Origin of the sequence: Paenibacillus oryziterrae, from assembly GCF_042610485.1 — a bacterium.
In the GTDB taxonomy this organism is placed as follows: domain Bacteria; phylum Bacillota; class Bacilli; order Paenibacillales; family Paenibacillaceae; genus Paenibacillus_AQ.
Window position 1 is genome coordinate 52,853 of sequence record NZ_JBGJZO010000011.1, and the last position, 25,788, is coordinate 78,640.

A 25,788-nucleotide genomic window follows, 5' to 3' on the forward strand; every position below is an offset into this window, starting at 1 on the left:
TTGTGCAAGACTGGAAAAGGGCGTAGAATACACAGTTTTTCATGTTTCTGCTACAATGAAGGCATATGTTGCAATTTAACGGTAATAGAGAAAGAAGACTGCTCCGGGACAAGGAGCGGCTTAGCAGGAAAGGAATGGAGTAGTAATGAAGCAGAGGCCGATTGAAGGGTTGCTCCCCGAAATGGTTGAATGGCGCCGCCATTTGCACCGTCATCCGGAATTATCCTACCAGGAGCGTGAGACGTCTGCATTTGTAGCGGACAAGCTGGCAGGCTTTGGGATAGAGGTTCAAAGAAGCACGGCGGGTTATGGTGTGGTCGGAATTCTGAGAGGGTATGAACCTGGGCCCACTGTGGTGCTTCGTGCCGATATGGATGCCCTTCCGATACAGGAGGAGAGCAACTGTGATTACGCTTCTCTGAATGAGGGTGTGATGCATGCCTGCGGGCATGATGGACACACTGCAATCCTGCTGGGGGCAGCTGCCTACTACAGTGGCAGAAGAGAGGAACTGGCAGGAGAGATTCGTTTTCTGTTCCAACCTGCAGAAGAGGTATGCCCTGGGGGAGCACTGGGTATGATCAGCGAGGGTGTGCTTAGCGGTGCAGATGCTGTATACGGCCTGCATCTTTGGACGCCGCTTCCGTTAGGGACGGTGGCGAGTGCACCGGGTCCGCTAATGGCTTCGGCGGATGAATTTTTCATTGATATTATTGGTAAAGGCGGTCATGGAGGTATTCCCCACCGCACAATTGACAGTATCGTAGCAGGGGCTGCACTAGTAACGCAGCTCCAGAGCATTGTAAGTCGATCTGTAGATCCGCTGCAGCCTGCGGTAGTGAGTATAGGGACGATCCATGGGGGATATGCACAGAATGTTGTAGCTGAGCTATGCCGGATCACGGGCACGGTGAGGGCATTTGACGAGGAGACTCGGCTGCTCATCCGGGGGAGAATTGAGGAGATGACAGCCTCAATCGCTGCTGCTTATGGTGCAGAGGCAAAGGTTGATTATCTCATGGGGTACCCGCCTTTGGTTAACCATGAGGAAGAGTGCCGTCGTTTCTTCCGGGAAGCTCCAGCGGCGTTAGGTTCGACCGTTCAGGTTATTTCGATGGACAAGCTGATGCCGGCGGAGGATTTCTCCTATTATGTGCAGCAGATTCCGGGCTGCTTCATGTTTGTCGGCGCAGGAAACCCTGATAAGGATGCTGTATTCCCGCATCATCACAGCCGCTTCAATTTTGATGAAGATGCAATGCTGCACGGGGTGAAGCTGCTTATTGCGATGGCTGATTCGCGTCTCTCCGAAGGCAAGCCCGTATAATTTCATCATTTGCGGAGATCCTACTCACATCATGCTTGTATGATCACAGAGGAGGATTAACCCATTGAAAACATCAAGAACTGTTAAAGAAGCCATGACCGGAAGTCCGGTCTGCGTTACAACCATGGATAATATTTATGAGGCCGCCGTTATTATGAGAGATCACGATACAGGGTTTGTACCGGTAGTCGATGATAATGACAGCAAGAAGCTGATTGGTGTTATTACAGACCGGGATCTGGTGCTTCGCGGATACGCAGCCAAGCATTCGGGCTCCACTTCAGTAGAAAATGTAATGAGCACGAATGTTCAAACGGTCTCAGGAGGTACATCCGTGGATGAAGCCGCGGAACTGATGGCTTCGCAGCAAATCCGCCGACTGCCTGTCGTCGAGGACGGCAGACTTATCGGTGTCGTCTCGATCGGCGATCTCGCGGTCCGTCAGGTTTATGTAGAGGAAGCAGGTCAGGCGCTGAGCGATATCTCGCAGCAGCATCTTCAATAATAATCATTTCTGGATAAGCTCATTTCCTTCACTAGGAATGGGCTTTTTCCGTTACACAGCTACAGATGAACTTAGATTTGAAAGGAGCCGGAACCTATGGAAGGGAGAGGGGCTTGTATCGTTCAAAGGGACAATACGGTTCTCTTGGATGCGAGGCATTCCGGATTCGCGGACGCCAGAGCAAGGCTTTCTGTATTTGCCGAGCTGATTAAAAGTCCGCCAGTCTATCATACTTACCGAATCAGTCTGTTATCCCTGTGGAATGCCGCATCTATGGGTATATCAGCCGCTAAAATTGTTACAGAGCTACGTGAACTCTCGCGGCTGGAGGTGCCGGAGGCTCTGGTGGGTGAAATTTCTGGAGTCATGTCCAGATATGGACGGCTGGTTCTTCGCGGAGTGGATGGGGAGCCAGGGAGACTTGTCTTATGCGCTGCTGAGGAGAGCTTGATGGATGAACTGGAGCATTCTCCGGTTCTCTTATCGCTATCTCTTGAGAGAACCGGGCTCTTAGAAATGTCATGCCTTTCTGAGAATAGAGGACTAATTAAGCAGGAGCTTGTGCGTCTGGGTTATCCGGTACTGGATCACGCCGGATACCATGAAGGTCAATCCCTGCAGGTGAAGTGGAAAGAAGAATCTTTGGCCGATTCCTGGAATCATCAAATGAACAGAGATTTCGAGTTAAGAGATTACCAGAGAGAAGCTGTGGAGCGGTTTAATCACAACAGCGGAAGTGATGGAAGCGGCGTTGTAGTCCTTCCCTGCGGTGCGGGGAAGACTGTCGTGGGGATGGCAGTACTTAACGCACTCCAATGTGAAACGCTGATCTTAACCTCGAACACGACTTCTGTTCGTCAGTGGATCGATGAACTTAAAAGCCGGACGAGTCTATCAGAGGAAGACATCGGGGAATATACCGGCGAGAAGCGTGTGGTCCGTCCGGTGACGGTTGCAACCTATCAGATACTAACCCACCGCCGTAATAAAGGTGCTGAATTCCGCCATATGAATCTTTTTGGTGAACGTAATTGGGGTTTGATTATTTATGATGAGGTTCATTTGCTGCCTGCACCCGTATTTCGGGCAACTGCGGATATTCAGGCAACACGCAGGTTGGGGCTCACAGCTACGTTGGTCCGGGAAGATGGACGTGAAGGGGATGTTTTTTCCTTAATTGGTCCAAAGCGATTTGAATTGCCTTGGAAGGCACTTGAGCGCGATGGATGGATCGCAAAGGTCGATTGCATAGAAATGACTGTACCCATGGACAAGGCCTTAAAGCAGAAGTATAAGTTTGCTTCGGCTAAAGATAAATTCCGGCTGGCAGCGACTAACCCGGCTAAGATTCAAGTTGTGCGCGAACTGCTGCACAATCACAGCGGTAAAGCGGTCCTAATTATTGGACAATATATTGAGCAATTGGAGATGCTTACACATGAACTGGGTATTCCTCTAATTACAGGTGCTACTCCACAGCAGGAACGATTGGCATTATACAGCGCGTTCAATTCGGGAGAACTGAAGGTGCTGGCTGTCTCTAAAGTAGCTAATTTTGCCGTTAATCTTCCGGATGCATCGGTTGGGATTGAGATTTCCGGAGCATTTGGTTCGCGTCAGGAAGAAGCCCAGCGGCTTGGACGCATCCTCAGACCGAAATCCGGTGAGAATAAAGCCAGCTTTTACGTTCTGGTATCGGATGAAAGCCGGGAGCAGGAGTTTGCCCTCCGCCGCCGGATGTTTTTGACAGAACAAGGGTATCAGTATGAGTTGAGGTCATCTGGTCGGGAGGAGATCATGGAATAATGGCAATTCCATTAACAGAGACGGCTAAAGAGCTGCTGAGAAAGATCGTTGCAGCATATGGCTCACAGCCTTTTGAAGAAGCCAAATTGGAATATCTCCGTCCAGTGATACGGTGCCGGGCTGAACATAATCTCGATTTGATGGAGCTTGTTCGGACGGAGAATCTCTTCGTTATGCAGAAATTATGGGGCGAGAGATTGTATGGAGTTCCTGAGGGTAAACTGCCTTTTCTATTGCAGCTGTTCTTTCCTGTGATTCCCCTTGCGGAGACCTCCAGTGATATACAGATCACGATGGAGGAGGGACGTGGACTTCCGGCAGATTTGCTTATTGGGTTGTTGTTTGCTGCCAAGGAAGGACTGCCTCTTACCGTGAAAGGCGTACTTCATAAGAAAACTGTTTCAGGTTTTGCCGCAAGGCTGCAACTTCAGAATAAACATTTGGATAGACTGGGATTAAACTGGAGGAATCAGGAAGAATACCCTGCGTCAGTCGCAGTAATCCTTGATCTGTTGATCTTCTTAGGCCTCATAAAACGGCAGGAGGGGGCTTTTAGAATAGAGACAGAGGTTTTAAAAAGCTGGCTGCTGCTTCCCGAAGAAAAAATGCACCGGCTGCTGTTCAAGGCTGTTATGGATCGTTATGGTCGACCAGAGACGGTTGCACAGCATTTCCGCTGGATTATTATGCGTCCGGAATTTGAATTAGGACATTGGGTATCATTAGGTAGTCTGTTGGACTGGATGGAGAATTCCGGGCTTTCCAATCCTTCATTCCGTCAACAATTAGAGATTTCAAGTCTGGCTTGGCTGGAATGCTTGACTGGCTGCGGCTGGTGTCAGCTAGGTAGTGACAGCGCAGGAGATGTCAATTTCCGCTGGGTGAACCCGAAGCCGGACATCCTTGAGAAGGATGCAGATTATGAAATATCTGATGGAGAAGGTGTTTCTGCTCCAGCTATACCGGAAGCTCTGCTCGTGATACAACCTGATTTTGAGATTCTGGTTCCTTCTGAAGCTCCATACTCTGTCCGTTGGACACTTGGTTGCATCGCTGAGCTCCAAAGGATTGATATCATGTGGAGTTACAAGTTAACCAGAGAGCAGTTCGAGTTCGGTTATGAATCTGGAATATTTGTTGATGAAGCCATTCGTTGGCTTGATGACCATTCACTGGGAGGCTTGCCAGTGGAAGTGGAGTCCGCTCTACGACAATGGGGAATGGGCTTGGGTCGCACTCAGTTATCCGAAAGCCTGTTACTTGAGTGTAAGCATGAGGAGGACGCTGATCTGATTGAGGCGCATCCGAAGCTACAGGGATTATTGAACCGTGTTGGTCCCTTGTACTTCAAAATCAATAAGGATAAAGAGGGCATTGTCCGTAAGGAGTTGGCGGAAGCGGCTCTGGCACCACCGAAGGAAGTGCTAGGACGGAATCCGGAATTCACACAGCCTGTTACAATAATTCAACGAGCGCAAGAAAACTTGCCGAAGGTTTATGTACGGCCTGAATCTGAACAGCAAGCAGGCTTGATTCAGACTGGCAAATCTCATGGTTCAATACAGCGAATGCCAGTTGAAACGTTGGATTGCCTGCTTATCGCTGTGAACAAAGTTCCTTCTAGCTGGATAAGGGATTGGCGCGCATATCATGGAAGTACGGCTCAGGCAATGATGGAGCAGGCGTTAGAAATGGGTGTTAAGGTACGAATATCTCTGGACGGCAAATCCTGCGAATTCATTCCTTCCCGGATTATGGGTCATCCCTGGCGAGTGGCGGGATACTTGACCCACATCGATGAAAGCATAAATCAGGAAATTGTACTTCCGGCTGGCGGCTGGAGGGAGATGCAATTGATCATTCCGTCTGACAGGGAGAATTCCCTCTTCATCTGAGACATCAGGTTATGTTATGATTAGAAAGTCTACCAGTCAGGTGGAAATTTAATATAGAATTGAGATGACGTTCATGAGCGTAGCGGAATTGAATACGGTCGATATGGCTGAAGTGCTGACTTACGCCTATGAATTAGGCGATATGATAAATCAATCTGCCGAAGTGTCAGATTACTTATACTGGAAGGGACGGGTGGACGGGAGTCCCGAAGTTCAGGCGATCGTTAAGAAGCTCCAGAGCAAAAAAGAATTATTCGAGGAGACGCAGAGATTCGGACATTTTCATCCGAATTACCATACTGCGATGGAGGCCGTTGCAGCAGTAGAAGCCGAGCTTGAACAATTCGAAGAGGTAATCCGCTTTAAGGAAGCCGAGAAACAACTGGATGATATCCTGTTATCCATGTCTGAAACCATTGCCTATTCGGTCTCCAGCAGCATTAAGGTTCCAAGTAACAATCCTTTGCCTAAAGGTGGTTGCGGCAGCGGCGGCAGCTGTTCTTGCGGTTAAGGTTACCCGGATAAAGAGACAGGAAGGCGGATGAACTGATGTTTCCGGAACGTACAGGATATATTGTTTGGGTAAGTGACGTGAAAGCGGCACGCAACCTGGAGAAATACGGAACTTTGCATTATGTTTCAAGAAAGATGAACTACGCAGTAATGTATGTAAATGCTGACCGTGCAGAAGAAGTCATGAAGAATGTACGCAGACTGTCTTATGTAAGAAAGATCGAAAGATCCTACCGCAATGAATTAAAGACAGAATATACAAGTAACGGACAGGACAAGACCCGGTATTACGGACTGTAAGAAATCTTGAATATTGGTATTAATGGAACAGCGGTTCTCCCATATCGGGGGAATCGCTGTTTTATGTTTTGGTTTAATCTCCTCCGCTTCTCAAGGCTTGTACAACCTCCGGCAATGCGGTAAGATGTCAACATTAAGGCAATGCCGGAGGTTGGAGTGTGATGATGATGCGCGACACGGAGAGTGCAGGAATGGGCACATATGAGCCTTTTCATCTCATGCTAAATGACTGCAGGATAGCGGATGTACTGATTACGAAGCACGCGGTAAGCCGTTATCTGGACCGGATCAGCACCGGCGGGATCGATGAAGTTGTACCCTGGATTTGGGAGTGCCTGAAACAGAAGCGGATCAAACCGTATTCGCCGGGACAGCCGAATGCTTACCTAATTGATGATGATGTGGTGCTGATTGCAGAGTTTAAGCTGCTGGAAGGTGAGAAGAGTCTCTCGGGCCATCCGCTGTACACAATGATTGTGGTCTCTTTCCTCGGGAAAATATCGGTGACCCATCAGCTGCGTGATTTGACCACCTATTATTCGTGGCTGCGTCATTCACGGCGGATGAAGCTGCAGAAAAAGCGGCGGCGCAAGCGCAAGTAGCGTATAAACAAGAAGAAAGACATTCAGCTCTTAGCTGAATGTCTTTTTTTGAGAAAATGTATGTTGAACTTGAGAGTGTAACCCAATGGCCAAATCTAAAGTTCAATTTATTTTATGTAAAAAGAAAGTATCCAACTTTATCGCTGCTTAATACTTCTCCAATATACTGTGTGTGCAAGCGGTGGAATTCTGCATGCAGAAAAGTGTACAGGAGAGATTATGAACAATCAATTACTGAGATATCATATGATTTCGACATTTCCGGGTTACCTTCGACATTTAACCGGGAGGATCAGGAGTGAGAGACAAGAGCTGAAGAAACTCGGCCATTTATACGACATACTGGATATGGAGCTGCTTGATACATACTTTCAACCAATTCTTGAAATGGCGAGTGGGAGGACAATCGGACATGAAGTGCTGAATCGACCACCGATATCGCCGTTGTTTCCTACCGCCGAGCACTTTTACGAGTTCGCGGGAGAAACCGAGCTAATGTTAAGACTGGAAAAAAGCTGCCGCCGGGCCTCGCTCACAAGGTATATGGAGAGGATGCCGGATGCCAGAGGCGAGGCGGATAAGCTGCTGTTTATCAATGTTCATCCGGGAATACTGAATGATACGCGCCATAAAAGCGGCGAAACACTCGAACTTCTCAAAGAGCTGGGCCTCTCACCGAACCGTGTTGTCTTTGAGCTGACCGAACGGCAAGCGGTACAGGATTATGTCAGCTTCGAGAAAGCTTTATCCTATTATCGCGAGCAGGGCTTTCGTATCGCAGTTGATGACGCTGGCTCCGGTTACAACAGCTTAAAGACCTTGGTTTATCTCAAGCCGGAATTTATTAAGCTGGACAAGTCCTTGATCCGGGGGATTGATAGGGGCAGGGAGCAGCAGGTATTGCTGGAGCTGGTCAGGGAATATGCCGAACGGTCCTCTACCCGGGTGATTGCCGAGGGGATTGAAACAGCTGAGGAGCTGGCTTTTTTGCGTAAAGGCGGAATTGATTACGGTCAGGGGTATGCGCTGGGGCGACCAGCCCCAGTGCCGGTTGAGGGAATGATGTAGGAATATTTGGATTGAGTGAACAGCATTCAATCCCAGAGGAAGGAGCGAAGGATATGCTTCTCCAGATTGGGGAAATCGCGGAGCAAATCCCGCAGATCTCCCGTAACAGCAAATGCCTATTGGTAGATCAGTTGTTTAAAAGCAACCCCCGGCTACAGGGAGTCGTCGTTACGGACAATGGATACCCGGTTGCGCTTATTATGCGGATTAGATTTTACCAGCAGATTGGAACCTTGTACGGGTATACTTTGTTTATGGGAAGATCCATTGAATTGCTGATGGACACATTTCCGCTTATCGTATCCTATCAGTCGCCAATTATTGAAGTCAGTAAGCTTGCCATGAGCCGAAAAGAGGAGAATCTCTATGATTATGTGATCGTCACTCATGAGGGGCGGTACTTTGGTACAGTCAGTGTTCGTGACTTGCTGCTTAATTTCGCGGAGATTCAGACTACGGCGGCAAGCTTCTTGAATCCCTTGACAGGATTGCCCGGTAATTTGAGTATTAATGAATGGCTGGTTAAATCAATGCTTCAGGAGCAGTTCAGCGTTCTGTACATTGATCTGGATCACTTCAAAAGCTACAACGATACATATGGCTTTAAGGAAGGCGACCGGATGATCCAATCCACTGCCGAGATGTTAAGACATTGCGCGATACGGGCTGGCGGACTGCTAGGGCACATTGGCGGGGATGATTTCATCATTATTTTGAAGGATTACAATTACATAACATGCTGTGAAGACATTATTAAGGAATTCGATTCAATGCTTCAGCATTTTTACCTTGAACAGCATTTGGAGCAACAATATGTCATTGCCGAGAACCGCTCCGGTAAAATAGAGGAAGTACCGCTTGTATCGGTATCAGTTGCCGTTGTAACCAGCAGAAGGCGGAAATTCAGTTCAATTGAAGAGATATCAGGGGAAGCAGCGCGAATTAAGAAAAGTTGTAAAAAGGTGAAAGGAAGCTGTTATCTCGAAGGGGTAGAAGGTGTGAAAACGCTTGAGAAACCAGAGTCTTTGAGGTAAGATATCAACAGTATGGAACAGCAATTCCGGAAGTAATGAAGGATGAGACGATGAGACATGCGGCCAAGCTGCATGTCCTTTTTGCATAAGCTTGATACCTTGGAATATATTGCGGGAGCGTGCACAATAATGAATTTTCACCAGCTGCATATTTTTTACACCGTGGCAGAGCGCGGCACTTTCTCGGCGGCTGCGCAAGCGCTGCATATGACACAACCGGCAGTAACTATGCAGGTTCAGGCCCTGGAGGATTATTTCGGGACCAAGCTGTTTAACCGCTCCACCAAAAAAATCGAGCTTTCGGAGGCAGGGCAGACACTGCTGCCTTTTGCCCTGCGCAGCCTTGAACTTATCCGGGAGGCCGGAGTAGCGATGTCTTCATTTACCCATATGCTCGAAGGACGGCTGCAGCTTGGGGCGAGCCTAACGATTGGCGAATACATACTGCCGAGGCTGCTTGGCCCTTTTGGCCAAACCTACCCGCACATCTCCATCATGATGAAAGTGATGAATACCTCGCAGATTATGGAGGACATTGCCCGGCATCAGCTGAATTTCGGACTCGTTGAAGCTCCGGTTACCCATCCTGATATGGTGATTGAACCTGTTATGGGGGACGAGCTCAAGCTGATCGTTCCTAGCGAACATCCGCTTGCTGAGCATAGTAGTATCACGCTTGAAGAGGCGATGAGGCATCCATTTGTCTTGCGGGAGCAGGGTTCCGGAACACGGAAAGTGATGGAAGAGCAGTTCATTGCCAAAGGGCTCGATCCGGGTTCCTTGCAGGTTGTCATGGAGCTGGGCAGTACGGGAGCGGTGAAATCAGCGGTTGAAGCGGGTCTTGGCATAACCATCATCTCGGCGTCCTCGGTGAAGCATGAAGTAACACTCGGACTGCTCAAGATCGTTGATATAAGCGATGCATGCTTTAAAAGACAGTTCTATGCCATTCATCTGAAGTCGGCACTTTTGCCGATCTCGGCTGTCACCTTTTTGACTTTCTTGCGTCAGCATGCCAATGATAAATAAAAAGCACTACTTTAAACAGAGGGATAGGAGTGATTCAATTTGAGCGGTGATATGAACATGAAGAAGGGCAGATGCGATCTGCACACGCATACTCAAGCGTCTGACGGAATGCAGCCCCCGGCGGAGAATGTGCGGCTTGCCCATGATAAGGGGCTTGCTGCTGTGGCAATTACAGATCACGACACCGTTGCGGGTATCGCCGAGGCTATGGAAGCCGGTATTACATATGGCATAACAGTTGTGCCTGGTGTAGAGATCAGTACAAGAGCCGGAGGAAAGGACATCCATGTGCTTGGTTACTTCTTAGACACAGAAGATGAAATGCTCCTCTCTCGGCTTAAAGAGCTGAGAGATACCAGGGAGCGGCGGAATAAAGCCATTATCCTTAAGCTGCAAGGTCTTGGGATAGATATCACACTGGATCGTGTGATTACAGGCATGGGCCGGGAATTGAAACCGGACGAAAGCGTAGGCCGGCCTCATATCGCCGATGAATTGGTCCGTCTGGGCGTGGCTGTAGATATGAGGGATGCATTCGATAAATATCTGGCGGAAGGTGCTGCAGCTTATATTTCTCCGCCGCGCATCTCTCCGGATGAAGCCTGCCGTTGGATCATTGAAGCGGGCGGAGCTCCCGTGCTTGCCCACCCCGGTTTGTACGGGGATGATGAGTTGGTACGTGGCATCCTGGAGCGCAGTGATTTTACAGGAATCGAAGTTTATCATTCCGATCATGGGCCTGCTGAGGAGACAAGGTATCTTGCCATGGCTGAGGAATTCGGCCTTATCGTTACTGGCGGCTCGGATTTTCACGGTGCAAGGCAGGGCGTTGTCTTCCATGGGGACATTGGTAGTGTCAATGTCGGCGTTGAAGTACTGGAGCAATTATTAAATCGAAGATAGGATGGAGTTGAGGCCATGTTTTTACGGGGGCTGGAGATGCTTAGACGTGAGGAGCATGACACTGACCAATATCCTTTTTCAATACCGGCAATAAAGGGGCTTCATTCGCTTTCGTTTGACAGTAATATTACTTTTCTAGTCGGGGAGAACGGCTCCGGCAAATCAACGCTCCTAGAGGCGATTGCTTACCAATGCGGGTTCAATTCGGCTGGCGGGGGAAGGAATAACTATTACGACGTGGATGCTTCAGAGTCTGTTCTGGGTGAATGTATCCGTCTCTCGTGGCTGCCCAAAATAACGAACGGATTCTTTCTCCGGGCAGAAACCTTCTATCATTTCGCTTCGCATCTGGATACGCTGCCCGAAAGCCTGCAGTATTACGGCGGCCGTTCTCTGCATGCGCAGTCGCACGGGGAAGCATTTCTTTCACTTTTTAGTAACCGGTTCGGGAAAAAAGCGATCTATCTTCTGGACGAGCCCGAAGCAGCGCTTTCTCCGGCGAGACAGCTGGCTTTGCTGCGGATCATTAAGGATTTGGAGCGTGAGGCGCAGTTTATTATAGCGACACATTCGCCTATCCTCTTAGGTTATCCCGATGCCAAGATATTAAACTTTGATGTCCAACCTGTAGCTGAGATCAAGTATGAAGATACATTGCACTATATCATAACCAGACGTTTTCTAGAGAACCGGGCGGTTGTCTTGCGGGAATTATTTGACGATACGGATTAATAAAAGCCTCCGGCCAGACGTTATATCGTCTGATGCGGAGGCTTTCGTTGTGTTTCATCTATTTACGTCATTTAACTTTTGAGTACGCTCGGCAGACGTTTAATCATCTCTTCATCCGGGGTGACAAACAAAGTCTTCTGGTGATCATAGATGACAAAACCCGGTTTTGATCCGCTAGGTTTGCGGACGTGGCGGATCAGGGTAGTATCTACGGGGACGCTGCTCGATTGCTTAGCCTGGCTGAAATAAGCGGCAAGCTGGGCAGCCTCCTCCAACGTGGTGTCTCCAAACTGATCGCTGCGGATAACGACATGCGAGCCGGGGATGTCTTTGGTGTGCAGCCATGTATCATTTGGGGAAGCCAGCTTGTTGGTGACATACTCGTTCTGAAGATTGTTTTTACCTACATAGATATCGATGCCTTCAGTGGAGGTGAAGACCTGCAAGGTAGGTCGTGTCGCCTTCTTTTTCTTCTTGCCTTTTTTGTTCCGGTCACGAAGGTATCCCTGACCCACCAGCTCGTCGCGAATCTCCTCGATATCATTCAGGGAAGCATGGGCAAGTTGCTGGAGCAGTCCATCCATATAGGCAATTTCTTCATGTGTCTTGATCAGCTGCTCATCAATGACTAGGAGACTATTCTTGTATTTGTTGTACTTCTTGAAATATCGCTGAGCGTTGTCTGAGGGCTGCAACAGCGGATCAAGCGGAATTGTAATGTCCCCTTGATTCTCATCATAATAGTTGACGAGAACGGCCTCCTTATCCCCTTTGGAAACGGCATGCAGTGAAGCGAACAGCAGCTCTCCCCAGATCCGGTAACGATCTGCTTCACCGGCTTCTTCCAGATCCTCCTGCAGCTTGGTGAGCTTCTTAATGTTCTTGCTTCGCTCATTGCTGATGAACCGGATCAGGTCACTGACCCGCTGCTTCACGGTATCCCGCTCGGCTTTATCTCCGTAATAATCCTCCATACACAGACTGATGGAATCATAATGCTTCACATTGTCTTTAAGCAGTGTCAGAGGAACTGCTGAGAATATCAGCTTGCCTTTGGCATTTGCCCCAGATACCGGCGAGAACTCATTCCGGCGAACGGGTTCCATAACGGAATTGAAAGCATTCCATAGTGCTGCCGCGTATGCTGTCTCTGAATTCGCTGTATCATTTTCGCTGGTGCTGTTAGTAACTCGACTCGCCATTTCTCCCGCTACGAGAGGACTTAGGCCGCTAAAGGAGTACACCAGCCATTGCACCGGATCACCGGAAGGCGAAGGTACAGGTGTTTTTTCTTCAATCCCATCCTCCTCAGCTTCTGTTTCTGGAGTAGTTGCTGCAGAAGCAGCTTCTTCGGCTGAGGCAACAAGACTTATAAAATGATCTCTGCTAATTTCGAGCGGATTATGCTTGTGTTGCTGCGGCGGTTCTGTGTAGGAGAAGCCGGGCATCACGATCCGATAGCTGCTAATGGATGGTGTGACATGATGGATACCATCAACGATGGTGCCGGAGTCCAGTTCAGACAGAATAATATTACTGTGACGGCCCATCAGCTCAATGATGATCTTTTTGGCGGATACATCCCCGAGCTCGTCCCGGGATTTGATGTTAATATGTATGATCCGCTCCATACCTACTTGTGAAATGCTCTCGATAACCCCGCCTTCACAATGCTTGCGCATCAGCATGCAGAACATTGGAGCTTCTGGAGGATTGATCGTATTTCGATCAGTGAAGTGTATACGCGGGTATGTTGGATTCGCGGAGAGTACCAGCTTACCTGCACTGCCGCCCCGCAGAATGAAGATGAGATCATGTTCGCTGGGTTGATATATTTTTCCGATCCGCGCCCCTACGCATGACTGAAGCTCATGCACGATGGAGCGGGTTACGATTCCGTCGAGTGCCATATTAAAGTTCTCCTGTCGCGATAATATAAATTTCGTTCTTTCCCTATGATGCCATACTTTCCTTCTTTCGTCCAAAAGGACCGAGGCGGACAGGGTGATATTTCAGGACGACCCCGAATACACTTTGTCTTAAACAGGTGGAAAAGCTGTGCGCCGCAGGAAGGCAAGATATGACCGGGAGGGGATCGAAAGGATATGGAACAAAACAGTTGGCACCAGCTCGGTGCAGATGAGCTGCAAAGGATATTAGCTGTTGATCCGATGGCGGGCCTGAGCGAAGAGGAAGCTGTGGAAAGACGCGTCAAATTCGGGCTGAATGAGCTGTCGGAAGGAAAGAAGGTGTCCCCGCTTACACTGCTGCTCAACCAGTTTAAGGATTTTATGGTGCTGGTGCTGATGGGAGCAACGCTTGTCTCAGGGCTGCTGGGCGAATATCTGGATGCTGTCACGATAATCGTAATTATTGTACTCAACGGAGTGCTCGGATTTGTGCAGGAATTCCGTGCGGAACGTTCTCTACGGGCTTTGAAGCAGCTGTCTGCTCCTACTGCAAAGGTCCTTCGTCATGGCAAAAGCATGATTATACCAGCCAAAATGCTGCTGCCGGGAGATATTATATTGCTCGAGAGCGGTGACCGAATTCCGGCAGATATACGGTGGCTGGAGTGCAGCTCGCTATATGCAGAGGAATCAGCATTAACTGGTGAGTCATTGCCGGTCGCCAAGCATGCTAACCCGATTCAGGCTAGTGAGGTTGCCCTTGGGGATATGAAGAACATAGGCTTTATGGGTACGATGGTTACGAGAGGTACGGGTAAAGCTATGGTCGTCCGTACTGGAATGGACACAGAGATGGGCAAGATCGCCGATCTGATCCAGAACACCGATGCGCAGGAAACTCCGTTGCAGCACCGCCTGGAGCAGTTGGGTAAAATTTTGATCTATGTTTCACTGGGATTAACTATTGTAGTTGTATTAGCCGGGATTTTGCATGGTCAACCTGCGCCAGCGATGTTCCTGGCGGGTGTCAGCCTTGCGGTAGCTGCGATTCCTGAAGGTCTGCCGGCCATTGTAACGATTGCCCTTGCACTTGGTGTCCAGCGGATGATTAAACGTAAGGCAATTGTCCGCAAGCTCCCCTCCGTGGAGACACTAGGCTGTGCTTCGGTCATTTGCTCCGACAAGACAGGCACATTAACACAGAATAAAATGACGGTGACCCGTGTCTGGACCGGTGGCCGCGCTCTTGAAGTTACTGGGCAGGGGTATGCTCCTGTAGGTCATGTTCTGGACAAAGGCAAGCCAGTGGAGCTGAAACATGACCAGAGCTTGCGGCGTCTCTTGCAGATCGGGGCTTTATGCAACAATGCAGAAATCCAGGAGACGCTCCCTGCGGAGTCTGGCGGAAAACGGAAGGTTAAGGGGAAAGGTAGTGGCACACTCAAGGATCAGGATAAGAATGATGCAGTCTGGGAACTGAAAGGAGATCCAACAGAAGGAGCACTCATTGCACTGTCTGCCAAAATGGGTCTGACTGCTCAGACGCTCGCTGTGACCTTTTCCAGAGAGCAGGAGTTCCCATTTGACTCAGAGCGTAAGCTCATGTCTGTTCTGGTCAGTCATCCCGGAGGACGGATGGTATGCACCAAAGGTGCTCCCGACGAGCTCTTAGGACGCTGTTCGTATATGCTTTGGGAAGGTGGAGTTGTTCCATGTACGCCTACACTCCGTCAAAAGGTGCTTGAAGCGAATGAAGCCATGGCTTCCGGAGCGCTGCGTGTGCTTGGCATGGCTTACCGCGAACTCCGGCCCAACGAATCTGCTTCCAGTGAGAAAGAGGCGGAACATCAATTAATCTTCGTCGGGTTGGCCGGTATGATTGATCCTCCGCGCCGTGAAGTCCGGGATGCGATCAGTGTTACCCGGCGCGCAGGCATCAAGACTGTGATGATTACCGGGGACCACGGTACAACCGCAGAAGCAATAGCCCATCAGCTCGGTATTCTGCAGCGCGGAGGAACAGTATTAACAGGAAGCCAGATCACGCGCATGTCTGATACGGAGCTGGACAAAGTGTCTGACAATGTATATGTATATGCACGGGTATCACCGGAACATAAGCTGCGTATTGTGAAATCTCTGCAACGTCACGGCCATGTGGTGGCAATGACAGGTGATGGTGTAAATGATGCTCCGGCCATTAAAGCGGCGGATATCGGGATATCCATGGGTATTACCGGCACGGATGTAACCAAGGAAGCATCGGCGCTGGTTCTTGGAGATGATAATTTCTCTACTATTGTAGCTGCGATTGAAGAAGGTAGAAACATTTACGAGAATATCCGCAAATTCATCCGGTACCTACTGGCCTCAAATGTCGGCGAAATACTGACGATGTTCTTTGCGATGATGCTTGGCCTTCCGCTTCCGCTCGTACCGATTCAAATCCTGTGGGTCAATCTCGTGACTGACGGTCTCCCGGCCATGGCGCTCGGGGTAGACCAGCCGGAGAAGGACCTGATGGAGCATAAGCCACGCGGTGCCAAAGAGAATATCTTTGCCCGCCGGCTGGGCTGGAAAATCATCAGCCGCGGCCTGCTGATCGGCTTATGTACCCTGACAGCCTTCTGGCTGACACTTCGTGTAGCACCGGATCAACCGGAACAGCTGATTCGGGCTCAATCCGTCGCTTTTGCCACTTTGGTTATGGCACAGCTGATTCATGTATTTGACTGCCGCAGTTCCCGTTCCGTGTTTCACCGCAATCCGTTCCAGAACAAATATCTTGTTCTCGCCGTATTGTCTTCTGTGCTCTTGATGTTAGTGGTAATGTACCTGCCTGTGCTGCAGCCGGTATTTAAGACTGTGCCGCTTAGCTTCCGGGAGTGGTGCCTTGTGTTCGTGACGGCAGGTATACCTACTTTTGTCATGGGGGCAGGTAGTGTCTGGAGCGGAAGACGGAACCGCAGCCGCAGCGGGAACCGGCCGATGATAAAAAGTACAAAATTTTCAGCATAAAATCAATAGCTTTGGTGCACTCCTTGAGGTATGCTGATTGCAGTTACAGCCTGTATCCTAGCGAAACAGGTTACGCAGCAAAGAAACTTAAGGAGTGACATTCCAATGGAATTTACAAAAATGCATGGCCTGGGCAATGATTTCATCATCGTCTACGGTGAGCAGCAGCTTCCAAGCAACGCTTCTGAACTGGCTATCTCCTTGTGCAACCGGTTCTTCGGAATCGGCGCGGACGGTCTAGTATATATCTTGCCCTCAGAGCGTGGCGACTATATGATGCGCATTATGAACTCGGATGGCTCCGAAGCGGAGCAATGCGGCAACGCCATCCGCTGTGTATCGAAATATGTATATGACCGGGGTCTGGTAAGTTCGGAGCAAATTGTCATAGAGACAATCGGTGCAGGTGAACAGAAGGTTACCCTGAAAGTAAAAGACGGCATAGTGGAGACTGTGACCGTTGATATGGGCGAACCGATCTTATCAGGTGCTCAAATTCCGGTAGCCATCGATGCTGAGCCGGTACTGGATCAGCCGATTGAAGCGGACGGGCAAGAATTCAAATTCACAGCCGTGTCGATGGGGAATCCGCACTGCGTTATTTATGTAGAGGATGCCGTATCCTTCGATCTTGCAGCCTGGGGTCCCAAGCTCGAAGTGCATCCACTTTTCCCGAGAAAAGTGAATGTGGAGTTTGCTACCGTGCTCGACCGTGGACATGTGGATATGCGAGTATGGGAACGTGGAGCCGGACCGACGCTCGCTTGCGGAACCGGAGCATGTGCTACACTGGTGTCTTCTGTACTTAACGGACTTACCGACCGTTCGGCTTGGATTAGCCTGAAAGGCGGAGATCTGTTCATTGAATGGAGTGAAGAGGATAATCATGTATACATGACAGGTCCGGCTGAGATTGTATATACAGGAACGGTACAGATTTAACTTCATAGCGTAAATATATTTTTAGCGATTAAATTTGAGCAGCAAGTCCCGATGAGGGGGCTTGCTGTTTTTTTATTTCATAGAATAGATTTGTGGCGGTAGGCTAAAGCTTATCAATCCTCCCGATTTATGTTACATTAGTATGAAACTAATGACAGGGGAGGGTTTCCGATGAAGCCCGATTTGCGGACTGCTTGGGGAAATACTGTGCTTGTCGGAGATGGGGCAATGGGAACTTACTTGTATCAAAAAGGGTTTCCGGTCGGTATCTCTTATGAAGAATTGAATCTGACTTCTCCTGAGGTCATTGAAGATGTCCATCGCAGCTATATTAAAGCCGGAGCTGTATTGCTTGAAAGTAATACATTCTCGGCGAATTATGACAGGCTGTCCAAATACGGATTGGAAGGCAAAGTGGACGAAATTAACCGGGCGGGGGTCCGGATTGCACGCAAAGCCGCCGGTACGGAGGGTTATGTGGTTGGGGCTGTCGGAGCCATCCGCGCAGGAAAGAGAGCCAATCTTTCATCCTCGGAGCTAAAAAAATATTTCAACCAGCAAATAACATCACTTCTTGAAGAAGAAGTGGACGGCATTATGCTGGAAACTTTCTATGATGTGGAAGAGCTGCATCTGGCTTTGCGGACCGTCCGGATGCACAGTCAGCTTCCGGTGATCTGCCAGTTCGCGGTTGATGAATCGGCAATGACGCTAGATGGTCTGACCCTACCTGAAGCCTTCCGCATTCTGGAGGATGACGGTGCTGATATTATCGGCTTCAACTGCCGGACAGGTCCTATCGGGATTAAACGGGCCTTGAAGCATTTGCAGGGCAACCTGGTACTTCCGGTATCGGTCTATCCAAATGCAGGTGTAGCTGATTACGTGGACGGCCAATACCGGTACGGTGCTACGCCTGAGTACTTTGGGCAGATGGCGCTGACGTTTGCGGATATGGGCAGCCGGATTATTGGCGGATGCTGTGGAACAACGCCGCAGCATATTGCTGAGATTTCAGCGGCGCTTGAAGGCTATATTCCACAGCCTCTTCCAGTTCCTGCAACACGCAGCACGGAGCGTTTCCAGGTACAGGAGCATTTGGGTGCTGACCAGGGCGATGATAACAAAGAGCCGACACTGGTTGATCTGGTCAAGGAACGCCATACGGTAATCGTGGAGCTTGACCCTCCCCGTGACTTGGATATTGAGAAGTTTATGAGAGGTGCCGAGGCGCTTCGCCGGGCCGGTGCAGATGCTTTAACACTTGCGGACAACTCGTTGGCTGTCACCCGGATGAGCAACATGGCCCTGGGACATCTGGTTCAGGCGAAGACCGGACTTCGTCCTCTCGTGCATATCGCCTGCCGTGACCGCAATCTGATCGGAACACAATCGCATTTGATGGGCTTCGATGCACTGGGCATCGATCATGTGCTGGCGGTTACTGGGGACCCTGCCCGGTTTGGTGATTTGCCTGGCTCCAGCTCGGTTTATGATCTGACCTCATTTGAGATCATACGGATGATCAAGCAGCTCAATGACGGTGTAGCCTTTTCAGGTAAACCACTGAAGCAGAAAGCGAACTTTGTCATTGGAGCTGCTTTTAATCCCAATGTTAAACATCTGGACAAGGCTGTCCAGCGACTGGAGAAGAAGATCGCTTCCGGTGCGGATTATATTATGACCCAGCCTGTATATGACCGGGAGTTGATCGCAAAAATTGCTGCAGCTACCAAGCATCTGGATGTTCCGGTGTTTATCGGTGTCATGCCGCTGGCAAGCGGGCGTAATGCCGAGTATCTGCATAATGAAGTTCCAGGTATTCAGCTCTCTGAGGAAGTGCTTCTGCGGATGAAAGGTCTGGAAGGTGAAGCCGGGCGTGCAGAGGGTGTAGCGATTGCAAAAGAACTGCTGGATGCGGCTCTTGAGCACTTTAACGGGATCTATTTAATGACTCCTTTTATGTTCTATGATATGAGTGCACAGCTTCTTGAATATGTCTGGGAGAAGTCCGGGCGCAAATTGTCCCCCTTGTTTCGCTAGGAGTTATCAATTACAATAGTATAATGGATGTGATGCCGATGTCATTTAGCATGACCGGATACGGTCAATCGTCCCTTAATTTTGACGGTTACAAAGTAATGTTTGAAGTTAAATCGGTCAATCACCGGTACAGTGAAGTCGTGCTGCGTGTGCCAAGGGAATGGGCTTCCTACGAAGATTTGCTGCGTAGAAGGGTTCAGCATTACATTAAACGCGGCCGAGTGGATGTCACTGTGAGCAAGGAGCCCGTTGAAGAGACGGCTTCGGGCCGCACTCTGAATATCCCTGTGGTCAAAGCATACCTTAATGCTGCAGATGTACTGAAGAGAGAATTCGGTGTTGCCGGAGAGCTAAGCCTCAGTGAAATTCTGTGCTTACCTGGTGTAATGGAGGAAGATACGGATTCCGTTCCGGAGCCTGTTAATATCCAGCTTTTGCCGGATGCACTGCAGCAGGGCCTGGAACAATCCTTGATGTCTCTATTGGAGATGAGAGCAAGGGAAGGACGTTTCCTTAGCGATGACTTGGTTCAGCGGCTGGATAAGCTGCAGGAGCTTCACCACAAGATGACGGAATTGTCGGGTAATGTCGTGAATGATTACCGTGATAAGCTCCGCCAGCGCCTAAATGAATTGAGTGACGGTATATTTCCTTTTGACGAGCATAAATTCGGAATGGAAATTGCCTTGTTCGCTGACCGCTGCAACATCGATGAAGAATTGATCCGTCTGGATAGTCACATCGGGCAGTGCAGAGAACTGCTGAACGGGGAAGATTCTGTGGGGCGCAAGCTGGATTTTCTCATTCAGGAGATGAACAGGGAGACGAACACCATAGGCTCCAAGTGCAACCATTTGACTTTGGTCAACCATGCTCTTGAAATAAAAGCCGAGCTCGAGAAGATTCGTGAGCAAGCGGCGAATTTAGAATAATGGGGACCTATAATAAAGACAAGCTGTAACTTTTAGGGGGAACACCGGAACATGGCAATTAAACTTATCAATATCGGCTTTGGAAATATTGTCTCGGCTAACCGTATTATTTCCATCGTCAGCCCGGAATCTGCGCCGATTAAGCGTATTATTCAGGAAGCAAGAGACCGGCACATGCTGATTGATGCAACTTATGGACGCCGGACCCGTGCAGTTATCATCACGGACAGTGATCATGTCATTTTATCGGCTGTACAGCCGGAAACTGTGGCACACCGCTTGTCCAGCAAAGACGACGATAACGACGAATAACAACTACATTGGAGTGTATTATGTCAAAAGGATTACTAATTGTGTTATCCGGCCCTTCCGGTGTCGGCAAAGGCACGGTCTGCACAGCATTGCGGCCGAAAATGCCTAAACTTGTATATTCGGTTTCAGCGACTACCCGCAGTCCCCGGGCAGGGGAACAAGATGGAGTTAATTACTTCTTCAAAAGCCGGGAGCAATTCGCTGAAATGATCGAAAGTGACCAGCTTCTTGAATACGCGGAGTACGTAGGCAATTTTTATGGCACTCCCCGGGATTTTGTTGAGCAGACGCTGAATAGCGGAAAAGACATCATTCTTGAAATCGAGGTACAAGGTGCGCTCAAGGTGAAGGAGAAATTTCCTGAGGGCATTTTTGTGTTCCTGCTTCCTCCATCTATGGATGAGCTTAAGGACCGTATTAGGGGTCGTGGAACAGAGCATCCGGATATTATAGATCATCGCATGTCTGTGGCTGAAGATGAGATTAATCTGATGAGACATTACGATTATGCTGTGGTTAATGATGAAATTGATCTGGCGTGTAAGCGGATAGAGAGCATTATTATGGCCGAACATTGTAAGATCAGGTGACCCCAGGTACTTTTGCTGAATCAGTCACAATAAACTATGAAGAGGTGTCCCATGTTATATCCATCAATCGATGAAATGATGACTAAGGTAGACAGCAAGTATTCCCTGGTAGTAGCTGCATCCCGCCGGGCAAGAGAACTGCGCGAAGGCGGAAAGACGGATATTAAGAATCCAAGATCCCACAAACAGGTTGGGGTTGCCCTTGAAGAAATTTATGAAGATAGATTGTTGGTTACCAAGGGCGAAGAGTAGTCTTCCGAGAGCTGCTTTTACTGGAATAACAAGCCATCTATATACCTAGAAACAACCGGGAACGCTCATCGTCAATTTCCCTTTGACGGTGATGCCGTTTCTTCTTGAGGTTTTAAGACACTAAATGAATTTGATAGCCCGGACCGGGCTGTTCCTGACAACCGGAAGGTTGTTATTTTTTTAAAATACAAGAAAGTATAGGGTTCACACTTTACTGTATTCTTGTATTTTTATCTTGAAAAAGTTTCTTCTTGATTAGGGGGGATAACCATGTTGAAGGATAAAACAATTGTACTGGGTATTACTGGAGGTATCGCTGCTTACAAGGCGGCGGCCCTGACCAGTAAACTTGTGCAAAAAGGTGCGAAGGTACATGTGATTATGACCGCTTCGGCAAAAGAGTTCATCACAGAACTTACGCTTCAATCCTTATCAAAGCAGCGGGTATACAGCGATACGTTCCAGGAACGTGATCCGTCCTCCATCTCACATATTGATTTGGCTGATTCTGCCGATCTGGTACTTGTCGCTCCGGCTACTGCGAATATCATTGCCAAAATGGCACATGGAATCGCGGATGACATGCTTTCGACGACATTGCTAGCTGCAACGGCCCCGGTGATGGTAGCGCCAGCGATGAATGTGCATATGTATCAGCATCCTGCAGTTATTCATAATATGAATATTCTGGCTGATCGCGGGGTGCACTTCATTGAACCGGGTGAAGGGCTATTGGCCTGCGGTTATATCGGAAAGGGACGCCTTGAGGAACCGGAAGCTATAGTGAGCTGCATCGAGAAATTTTTTAAGCTTCGCGAAAGCATGAGTGCTGGACCTTTAACGGGTAAAAAAGTAGTCATTACAGCAGGAGGTACGGTAGAGCGGATTGATCCGGTTCGCTATATTTCCAATGATTCCTCCGGTAAAATGGGATTCGCACTGGCACGTGCTGCCCGGGATTTGGGGGCAGAAGTGACATTGGTGGCCGCAAGAACGGAAGAGAAGCCACCACAGAATATTCCACTGATTCGTGTAGAATCCGCACAGGATATGCTTGAAGCAGTAACCTCGCTTTGGGAGGATTGTGACATTCTGGTCAAGGCGGCTGCCGTATCCGATTACCGGCCTAAGGAACGTATGCAATCCAAAATCAAAAAAAGCGGAGAACAGATGTCGCTTGAGTTAGTGAAAACGACAGATATTCTGGAAACACTTGGAAAAAGCAAAACCTCGCAGTTTCTGATCGGCTTTGCAGCGGAGACTGACAATGCAGAAGCCTTCGCACGTGATAAGCTGGTTCGTAAGAACTGTGATTTAATAGTAGCCAATGACGTAAGTATGCCGGGTGCAGGGTTTGGAGTGGACACGAATATCGTCTCCATCTATGACCGTGACGGATTGGTGCTCAGCTTACCGCAGCTGTCCAAGGATGAAGTGGCGGAGCAAATTCTGACATTGGCTGCCGGACGGCTTGCAGGAGTAGGCGTCTAATGGAAATTGCCAAGGTGATCGTAGATGTTCCTGTACGCAGTACAGACCGGCCCTTTGATTACTTGATTCCTGAATCACTTCGTGTATGGATTGAAGTCGGCAGCCGGGTAGCGGTTCCCTTTGGCCACCGGACTGTACAGGGATTCGTCATCTCGCTGGAGTCTGGGGATGTCTTCGCTGCTACCAATCTCAAACCCATTCAGGAAGTACTGGATTTAATTCCGCCTTTATCCCCTGAGCTTGTGGAGCTTGCGGATTGGACGAGCCACAGGTACGCCTGTCGGAAGATTTCTGCATTGCAGGCTATGCTGCCGACTGCTTTGAAAGGTAAAGCTGAACGATATATTACACTTGGCGAACCTGAACGTGAACCGGCATTTGGATATAGCGGAGAACCGGTCTTTCTGGATGAAGAGCTATTCCCCATGTTCCCTGATAATGGGAGAGAAGAACGGGCGATTTCAGACTTCGTCTCACGTAATGGACAGGTCACGATGAAGGAACTGACCCGTGCATTCCCGGGGGCTGCAGAGACAGTGAAATTTATGCTCCGGCGGGGTGTGTTGATCGAAATCCAGTCCATCAAGGACAAAATGGGTAAAAAGAAAATGAAAGCCGTCAATTTGTCTATAGGTACGGATTCGGCACGGGAGGCGCTTAGAAGCTTTCCGGCCAGATCCGCGCGCCAGAAGGAAGTGCTGTCTTTCCTCATTGAAATGGAGGCGATGCTGCCGCTGCCACTCAAAGAAGTATTATCGCTTCTGCAAGTAACAGCAGGCACGGTCAAAAGTCTTGAGGAAAAAGGTTTTATTGAAATCACCGAAATTGAGGTGTACCGCGACCCCTACCAGGGACGCAATTTCAAGCCTAGTGATCCTCTTCCACTGACAGCAGAACAATCCTCGGTGTATCAGCGGATATCAGAATCTGTGGATGAGCAGAAACACGAGGTATTTCTGCTCCATGGTGTAACCGGCAGCGGGAAGACGGAAATCTATCTACAGTGCATCCGGCGATGTCTGAATCTGGGACGCCAGGCGGTTGTTTTGGTGCCGGAAATATCACTTACACCGCAAATGGTGGAGCGCTTCAAAGGGCGGTTTGGCAGCGGAGTAGCAGTGATGCACAGCCGGTTGTCAGCAGGTGAAAGATATGATGAATGGCGTAAAATCAGGGAAGGTAAAGCCTCGGTTGCTGTAGGTGCACGTTCAGCAATCTTTGCCCCCTTCGCAAACCTCGGTCTCATTATTATGGATGAGGAGCATGAATCTTCATATAAACAGGAAGAGAATCCTAAGTATCATGCCCGTGATGTTGCGGTCCGTCGCGCTCAGCAAGGGGATGCCGTCGTGATATTGGGTTCTGCGACTCCGTCACTGGAAAGCTATTATGCTGCAGGGGCCCGGAAAGACATGAATTTCGCTCCGGTGCTTCTGGAAATGCCAAGCCGTGCGCTTGGAAACGAGTTGCCCAAAGTGAAGGTAGTAGATATGCGTGAGGAATTGAAAGCGGGCAACCGGTCCATGTTCAGCCGTGATCTGCATTCGGCATTGTCTGAACGGTTGGCAAAGGGTGAGCAGACGGTGCTGCTGCTGAACCGGCGGGGCTTCTCGACATTTGTCATGTGCCGTAGCTGCGGTTATGTTGCAGGATGTCCGGAATGTGATATTTCTTTAACCTATCACAGCCGGAGCGATAATCTGCGTTGTCATTATTGTGGTCATGCAGAGCCTGCACCCAAGGAATGCCCGGAGTGTGGAAGCGAGCACATCCGATTCTTTGGTACAGGGACACAGCGGGTGGAAGAGGAACTGGGGAAGCTATTCCCCGGAATTCGCGTCATCCGGATGGATGTAGACACGACCACGGAGAAAGGCTCGCATGAGAAACTGCTGGGGGAGTTTAGGGATAAGAAGGCGGATGTACTGCTTGGAACTCAAATGGTTGCCAAAGGTCTGGATTTCCCTGACGTTACCCTGGTTGGGGTAATTACAGCGGATTCTGCGCTGAATTTACCTGATTTCCGGGCCGCTGAGAAAACCTTCCAGCTGCTTACGCAAGTTGCCGGACGTGCAGGGAGGCATCAACTTCCCGGCGAAGTCGTCGTTCAGTCGTACACGCCGGAGCATTATTCGATTGTGCATGCGAGCAGTCATGATTATATTTCATTTATGCGGGAAGAACTGAAGCACCGGAGGGTGCTCAGTTATCCGCCATATTGCCGGTTCATTCTGGTTACACTCTCCCATGAGCAGTTGCCTGTTCTGCTGAAGCTCTCGGAGAACTATGCATTGAACCTGCAAGGCAAGTCCAGGCAACGGGGATGGTACGGAGATTTGGACCAGCCAGCTCCGGATGTGCTGGAGCTTCTGGGGCCGGTAGCTTCACCTATGCCCCGGTTAAAAGGTAGATATAGATTTCAATGCATTATTAAATGGCGCGGTGGCATTGATGTGATAGGTCTTGTACGCGAGGTGGCTGAGGAGTTGGAAGATTCCGCAAAGGATACGGGCTTACAGATCAGTATTGATGTAGACCCGCAGATGATGATGTAAAATACAAAGAACGATGCTTAGATAAGAAA

The 25,788-nt window shown here is 49.3% G+C and carries 22 protein-coding genes; 21 read left to right on the top strand and 1 reads right to left on the bottom strand.

Annotation, left to right across the window (positions count from 1 at the left end):
* Window positions 1-145: 145 nt before the first annotated feature.
* The 12 genes from ACAN55_RS13550 (at window position 146) to ACAN55_RS13605 (ending at window position 11,714) form a co-directional block, all read left to right on the top strand.
* A complete protein-coding gene (locus tag ACAN55_RS13550) occupies window positions 146-1,327 on the top strand; it encodes an amidohydrolase (RefSeq protein ID WP_379133444.1) in 1,182 nt (393 codons plus the stop codon).
* A gap of 94 nt (window positions 1,328-1,421) precedes the next feature.
* On the top strand, window positions 1,422-1,832 hold the full coding sequence (locus ACAN55_RS13555) for a CBS domain-containing protein (RefSeq protein WP_379133683.1): 411 nt from the start codon (window positions 1,422-1,424) through the stop codon (window positions 1,830-1,832).
* A gap of 96 nt (window positions 1,833-1,928) precedes the next feature.
* Entirely contained in the window at window positions 1,929-3,638 is a 1,710-nt protein-coding gene (locus tag ACAN55_RS13560) for a DNA repair helicase XPB (protein ID WP_379133447.1), read from the top strand.
* Window positions 3,638-5,533, top strand: coding sequence for a helicase-associated domain-containing protein (locus tag ACAN55_RS13565; protein ID WP_379133449.1), 1,896 nt, complete (start codon window positions 3,638-3,640; stop codon window positions 5,531-5,533). Before ACAN55_RS13560 ends, ACAN55_RS13565 begins: the two co-directional genes overlap by 1 nt.
* 73 nt (window positions 5,534-5,606) lie before the next feature.
* On the top strand, window positions 5,607-6,044 hold the full coding sequence (locus ACAN55_RS13570) for a YlbF/YmcA family competence regulator (protein WP_379133452.1): 438 nt from the start codon (window positions 5,607-5,609) through the stop codon (window positions 6,042-6,044).
* 38 nt (window positions 6,045-6,082) lie between these two features.
* Window positions 6,083-6,346, top strand: coding sequence for a YlbG family protein (locus ACAN55_RS13575; RefSeq protein WP_379133455.1), 264 nt, complete (start codon window positions 6,083-6,085; stop codon window positions 6,344-6,346).
* 161 nt (window positions 6,347-6,507) lie between these two features.
* Window positions 6,508-6,948, top strand: a complete 441-nt coding sequence (locus ACAN55_RS13580; RefSeq protein WP_379133686.1) for a hypothetical protein — start codon at window positions 6,508-6,510, stop codon at window positions 6,946-6,948.
* A gap of 219 nt (window positions 6,949-7,167) precedes the next feature.
* Window positions 7,168-8,016 (top strand): EAL domain-containing protein, encoded by an 849-nt coding sequence (locus ACAN55_RS13585; RefSeq protein ID WP_379133458.1) that lies wholly within the window; start codon window positions 7,168-7,170, stop codon window positions 8,014-8,016.
* An 11-nt stretch (window positions 8,017-8,027) separates the two neighbouring features.
* Window positions 8,028-9,050 (top strand): GGDEF domain-containing protein, encoded by a 1,023-nt coding sequence (locus ACAN55_RS13590; RefSeq protein ID WP_379133460.1) that lies wholly within the window; start codon window positions 8,028-8,030, stop codon window positions 9,048-9,050.
* Window positions 9,051-9,179: 129 nt separating this feature from the next.
* The gene (locus tag ACAN55_RS13595; RefSeq protein WP_379133464.1) at window positions 9,180-10,079 is read left to right on the top strand and encodes a selenium metabolism-associated LysR family transcriptional regulator; all 900 of its coding nucleotides are present in this window, start codon (window positions 9,180-9,182) and stop codon (window positions 10,077-10,079) included.
* Window positions 10,080-10,130: 51 nt separating this feature from the next.
* Window positions 10,131-10,982 (top strand): PHP domain-containing protein, encoded by an 852-nt coding sequence (locus ACAN55_RS13600; RefSeq protein ID WP_379133689.1) that lies wholly within the window; start codon window positions 10,131-10,133, stop codon window positions 10,980-10,982.
* 15 nt (window positions 10,983-10,997) lie between these two features.
* On the top strand, window positions 10,998-11,714 hold the full coding sequence (locus tag ACAN55_RS13605; protein ID WP_379133467.1) for an AAA family ATPase: 717 nt from the start codon (window positions 10,998-11,000) through the stop codon (window positions 11,712-11,714).
* 71 nt (window positions 11,715-11,785) lie between these two features.
* On the opposite strand, the gene ACAN55_RS13610 is transcribed toward ACAN55_RS13605, so the two are convergent.
* Window positions 11,786-13,624: an Rqc2 family fibronectin-binding protein gene (locus ACAN55_RS13610; RefSeq protein ID WP_379133469.1), complete on the bottom strand. Its 1,839-nt coding sequence runs from the start codon at window positions 13,622-13,624 to the stop codon at window positions 11,786-11,788.
* Between the two features lie 195 nt (window positions 13,625-13,819).
* Between ACAN55_RS13610 and ACAN55_RS13615 the strand changes: the two genes are divergently transcribed.
* The 9 genes from ACAN55_RS13615 to priA all read left to right on the top strand — a co-directional run bounded on the left by ACAN55_RS13615 (window position 13,820) and on the right by priA (window position 25,759).
* Entirely contained in the window at window positions 13,820-16,642 is a 2,823-nt protein-coding gene (locus ACAN55_RS13615; RefSeq protein ID WP_379133471.1) for a calcium-translocating P-type ATPase, SERCA-type, read from the top strand.
* 105 nt (window positions 16,643-16,747) lie between these two features.
* Complete coding sequence (gene dapF, locus ACAN55_RS13620) at window positions 16,748-17,584, top strand: diaminopimelate epimerase (protein ID WP_379133474.1); 837 nt, start codon at window positions 16,748-16,750, stop codon at window positions 17,582-17,584.
* A gap of 171 nt (window positions 17,585-17,755) precedes the next feature.
* Window positions 17,756-19,627, top strand: coding sequence for a bifunctional homocysteine S-methyltransferase/methylenetetrahydrofolate reductase (locus tag ACAN55_RS13625; protein ID WP_379133477.1), 1,872 nt, complete (start codon window positions 17,756-17,758; stop codon window positions 19,625-19,627).
* Window positions 19,628-19,665: 38 nt separating this feature from the next.
* On the top strand, window positions 19,666-20,559 hold the full coding sequence (locus ACAN55_RS13630) for a YicC/YloC family endoribonuclease (protein WP_379133692.1): 894 nt from the start codon (window positions 19,666-19,668) through the stop codon (window positions 20,557-20,559).
* A gap of 51 nt (window positions 20,560-20,610) precedes the next feature.
* Complete coding sequence (gene remA, locus ACAN55_RS13635; protein ID WP_006209218.1) at window positions 20,611-20,871, top strand: extracellular matrix/biofilm regulator RemA; 261 nt, start codon at window positions 20,611-20,613, stop codon at window positions 20,869-20,871.
* Between the two features lie 20 nt (window positions 20,872-20,891).
* Window positions 20,892-21,461 carry a guanylate kinase gene (gene gmk, locus ACAN55_RS13640; RefSeq protein WP_379133481.1) on the top strand — a complete coding sequence of 190 codons (570 nt, stop codon included), beginning with the start codon at window positions 20,892-20,894 and terminating at the stop codon, window positions 21,459-21,461.
* Between the two features lie 51 nt (window positions 21,462-21,512).
* Window positions 21,513-21,713, top strand: coding sequence for a DNA-directed RNA polymerase subunit omega (rpoZ, locus tag ACAN55_RS13645; RefSeq protein WP_379133484.1), 201 nt, complete (start codon window positions 21,513-21,515; stop codon window positions 21,711-21,713).
* 270 nt (window positions 21,714-21,983) lie between these two features.
* Window positions 21,984-23,204, top strand: a complete 1,221-nt coding sequence (gene coaBC, locus ACAN55_RS13650; RefSeq protein WP_379133487.1) for a bifunctional phosphopantothenoylcysteine decarboxylase/phosphopantothenate--cysteine ligase CoaBC — start codon at window positions 21,984-21,986, stop codon at window positions 23,202-23,204.
* A complete protein-coding gene (gene priA, locus ACAN55_RS13655) occupies window positions 23,204-25,759 on the top strand; it encodes a primosomal protein N' (protein WP_379133489.1) in 2,556 nt (851 codons plus the stop codon). The genes coaBC and priA overlap by 1 nt, the downstream gene beginning before the upstream one ends.
* The last annotated feature ends 29 nt before the right edge of the window (window positions 25,760-25,788 follow it).

Coding starts and splice junctions, on each gene's coding strand:
- ACAN55_RS13550 (WP_379133444.1), top strand. CDS start 146: ATGAAGCAGAGGCCGATTGAAGGGTTGCTCCCCGAAATGGTTGAATGG.
- ACAN55_RS13555 (WP_379133683.1), top strand. CDS start 1,422: ATGACCGGAAGTCCGGTCTGCGTTACAACCATGGATAATATTTATGAG.
- ACAN55_RS13560 (WP_379133447.1), top strand. CDS start 1,929: ATGGAAGGGAGAGGGGCTTGTATCGTTCAAAGGGACAATACGGTTCTC.
- ACAN55_RS13565 (WP_379133449.1), top strand. CDS start 3,638: ATGGCAATTCCATTAACAGAGACGGCTAAAGAGCTGCTGAGAAAGATC.
- ACAN55_RS13570 (WP_379133452.1), top strand. CDS start 5,607: ATGAGCGTAGCGGAATTGAATACGGTCGATATGGCTGAAGTGCTGACT.
- ACAN55_RS13575 (WP_379133455.1), top strand. CDS start 6,083: ATGTTTCCGGAACGTACAGGATATATTGTTTGGGTAAGTGACGTGAAA.
- ACAN55_RS13580 (WP_379133686.1), top strand. CDS start 6,508: ATGATGATGCGCGACACGGAGAGTGCAGGAATGGGCACATATGAGCCT.
- ACAN55_RS13585 (WP_379133458.1), top strand. CDS start 7,168: ATGAACAATCAATTACTGAGATATCATATGATTTCGACATTTCCGGGT.
- ACAN55_RS13595 (WP_379133464.1), top strand. CDS start 9,180: ATGAATTTTCACCAGCTGCATATTTTTTACACCGTGGCAGAGCGCGGC.
- ACAN55_RS13600 (WP_379133689.1), top strand. CDS start 10,131: ATGAACATGAAGAAGGGCAGATGCGATCTGCACACGCATACTCAAGCG.
- ACAN55_RS13605 (WP_379133467.1), top strand. CDS start 10,998: ATGTTTTTACGGGGGCTGGAGATGCTTAGACGTGAGGAGCATGACACT.
- ACAN55_RS13610 (WP_379133469.1), bottom strand. CDS start 13,624: ATGGCACTCGACGGAATCGTAACCCGCTCCATCGTGCATGAGCTTCAG.
- ACAN55_RS13615 (WP_379133471.1), top strand. CDS start 13,820: ATGGAACAAAACAGTTGGCACCAGCTCGGTGCAGATGAGCTGCAAAGG.
- dapF (WP_379133474.1), top strand. CDS start 16,748: ATGGAATTTACAAAAATGCATGGCCTGGGCAATGATTTCATCATCGTC.
- ACAN55_RS13625 (WP_379133477.1), top strand. CDS start 17,756: ATGAAGCCCGATTTGCGGACTGCTTGGGGAAATACTGTGCTTGTCGGA.
- ACAN55_RS13630 (WP_379133692.1), top strand. CDS start 19,666: ATGTCATTTAGCATGACCGGATACGGTCAATCGTCCCTTAATTTTGAC.
- remA (WP_006209218.1), top strand. CDS start 20,611: ATGGCAATTAAACTTATCAATATCGGCTTTGGAAATATTGTCTCGGCT.
- gmk (WP_379133481.1), top strand. CDS start 20,892: ATGTCAAAAGGATTACTAATTGTGTTATCCGGCCCTTCCGGTGTCGGC.
- rpoZ (WP_379133484.1), top strand. CDS start 21,513: ATGTTATATCCATCAATCGATGAAATGATGACTAAGGTAGACAGCAAG.
- coaBC (WP_379133487.1), top strand. CDS start 21,984: ATGTTGAAGGATAAAACAATTGTACTGGGTATTACTGGAGGTATCGCT.
- priA (WP_379133489.1), top strand. CDS start 23,204: ATGGAAATTGCCAAGGTGATCGTAGATGTTCCTGTACGCAGTACAGAC.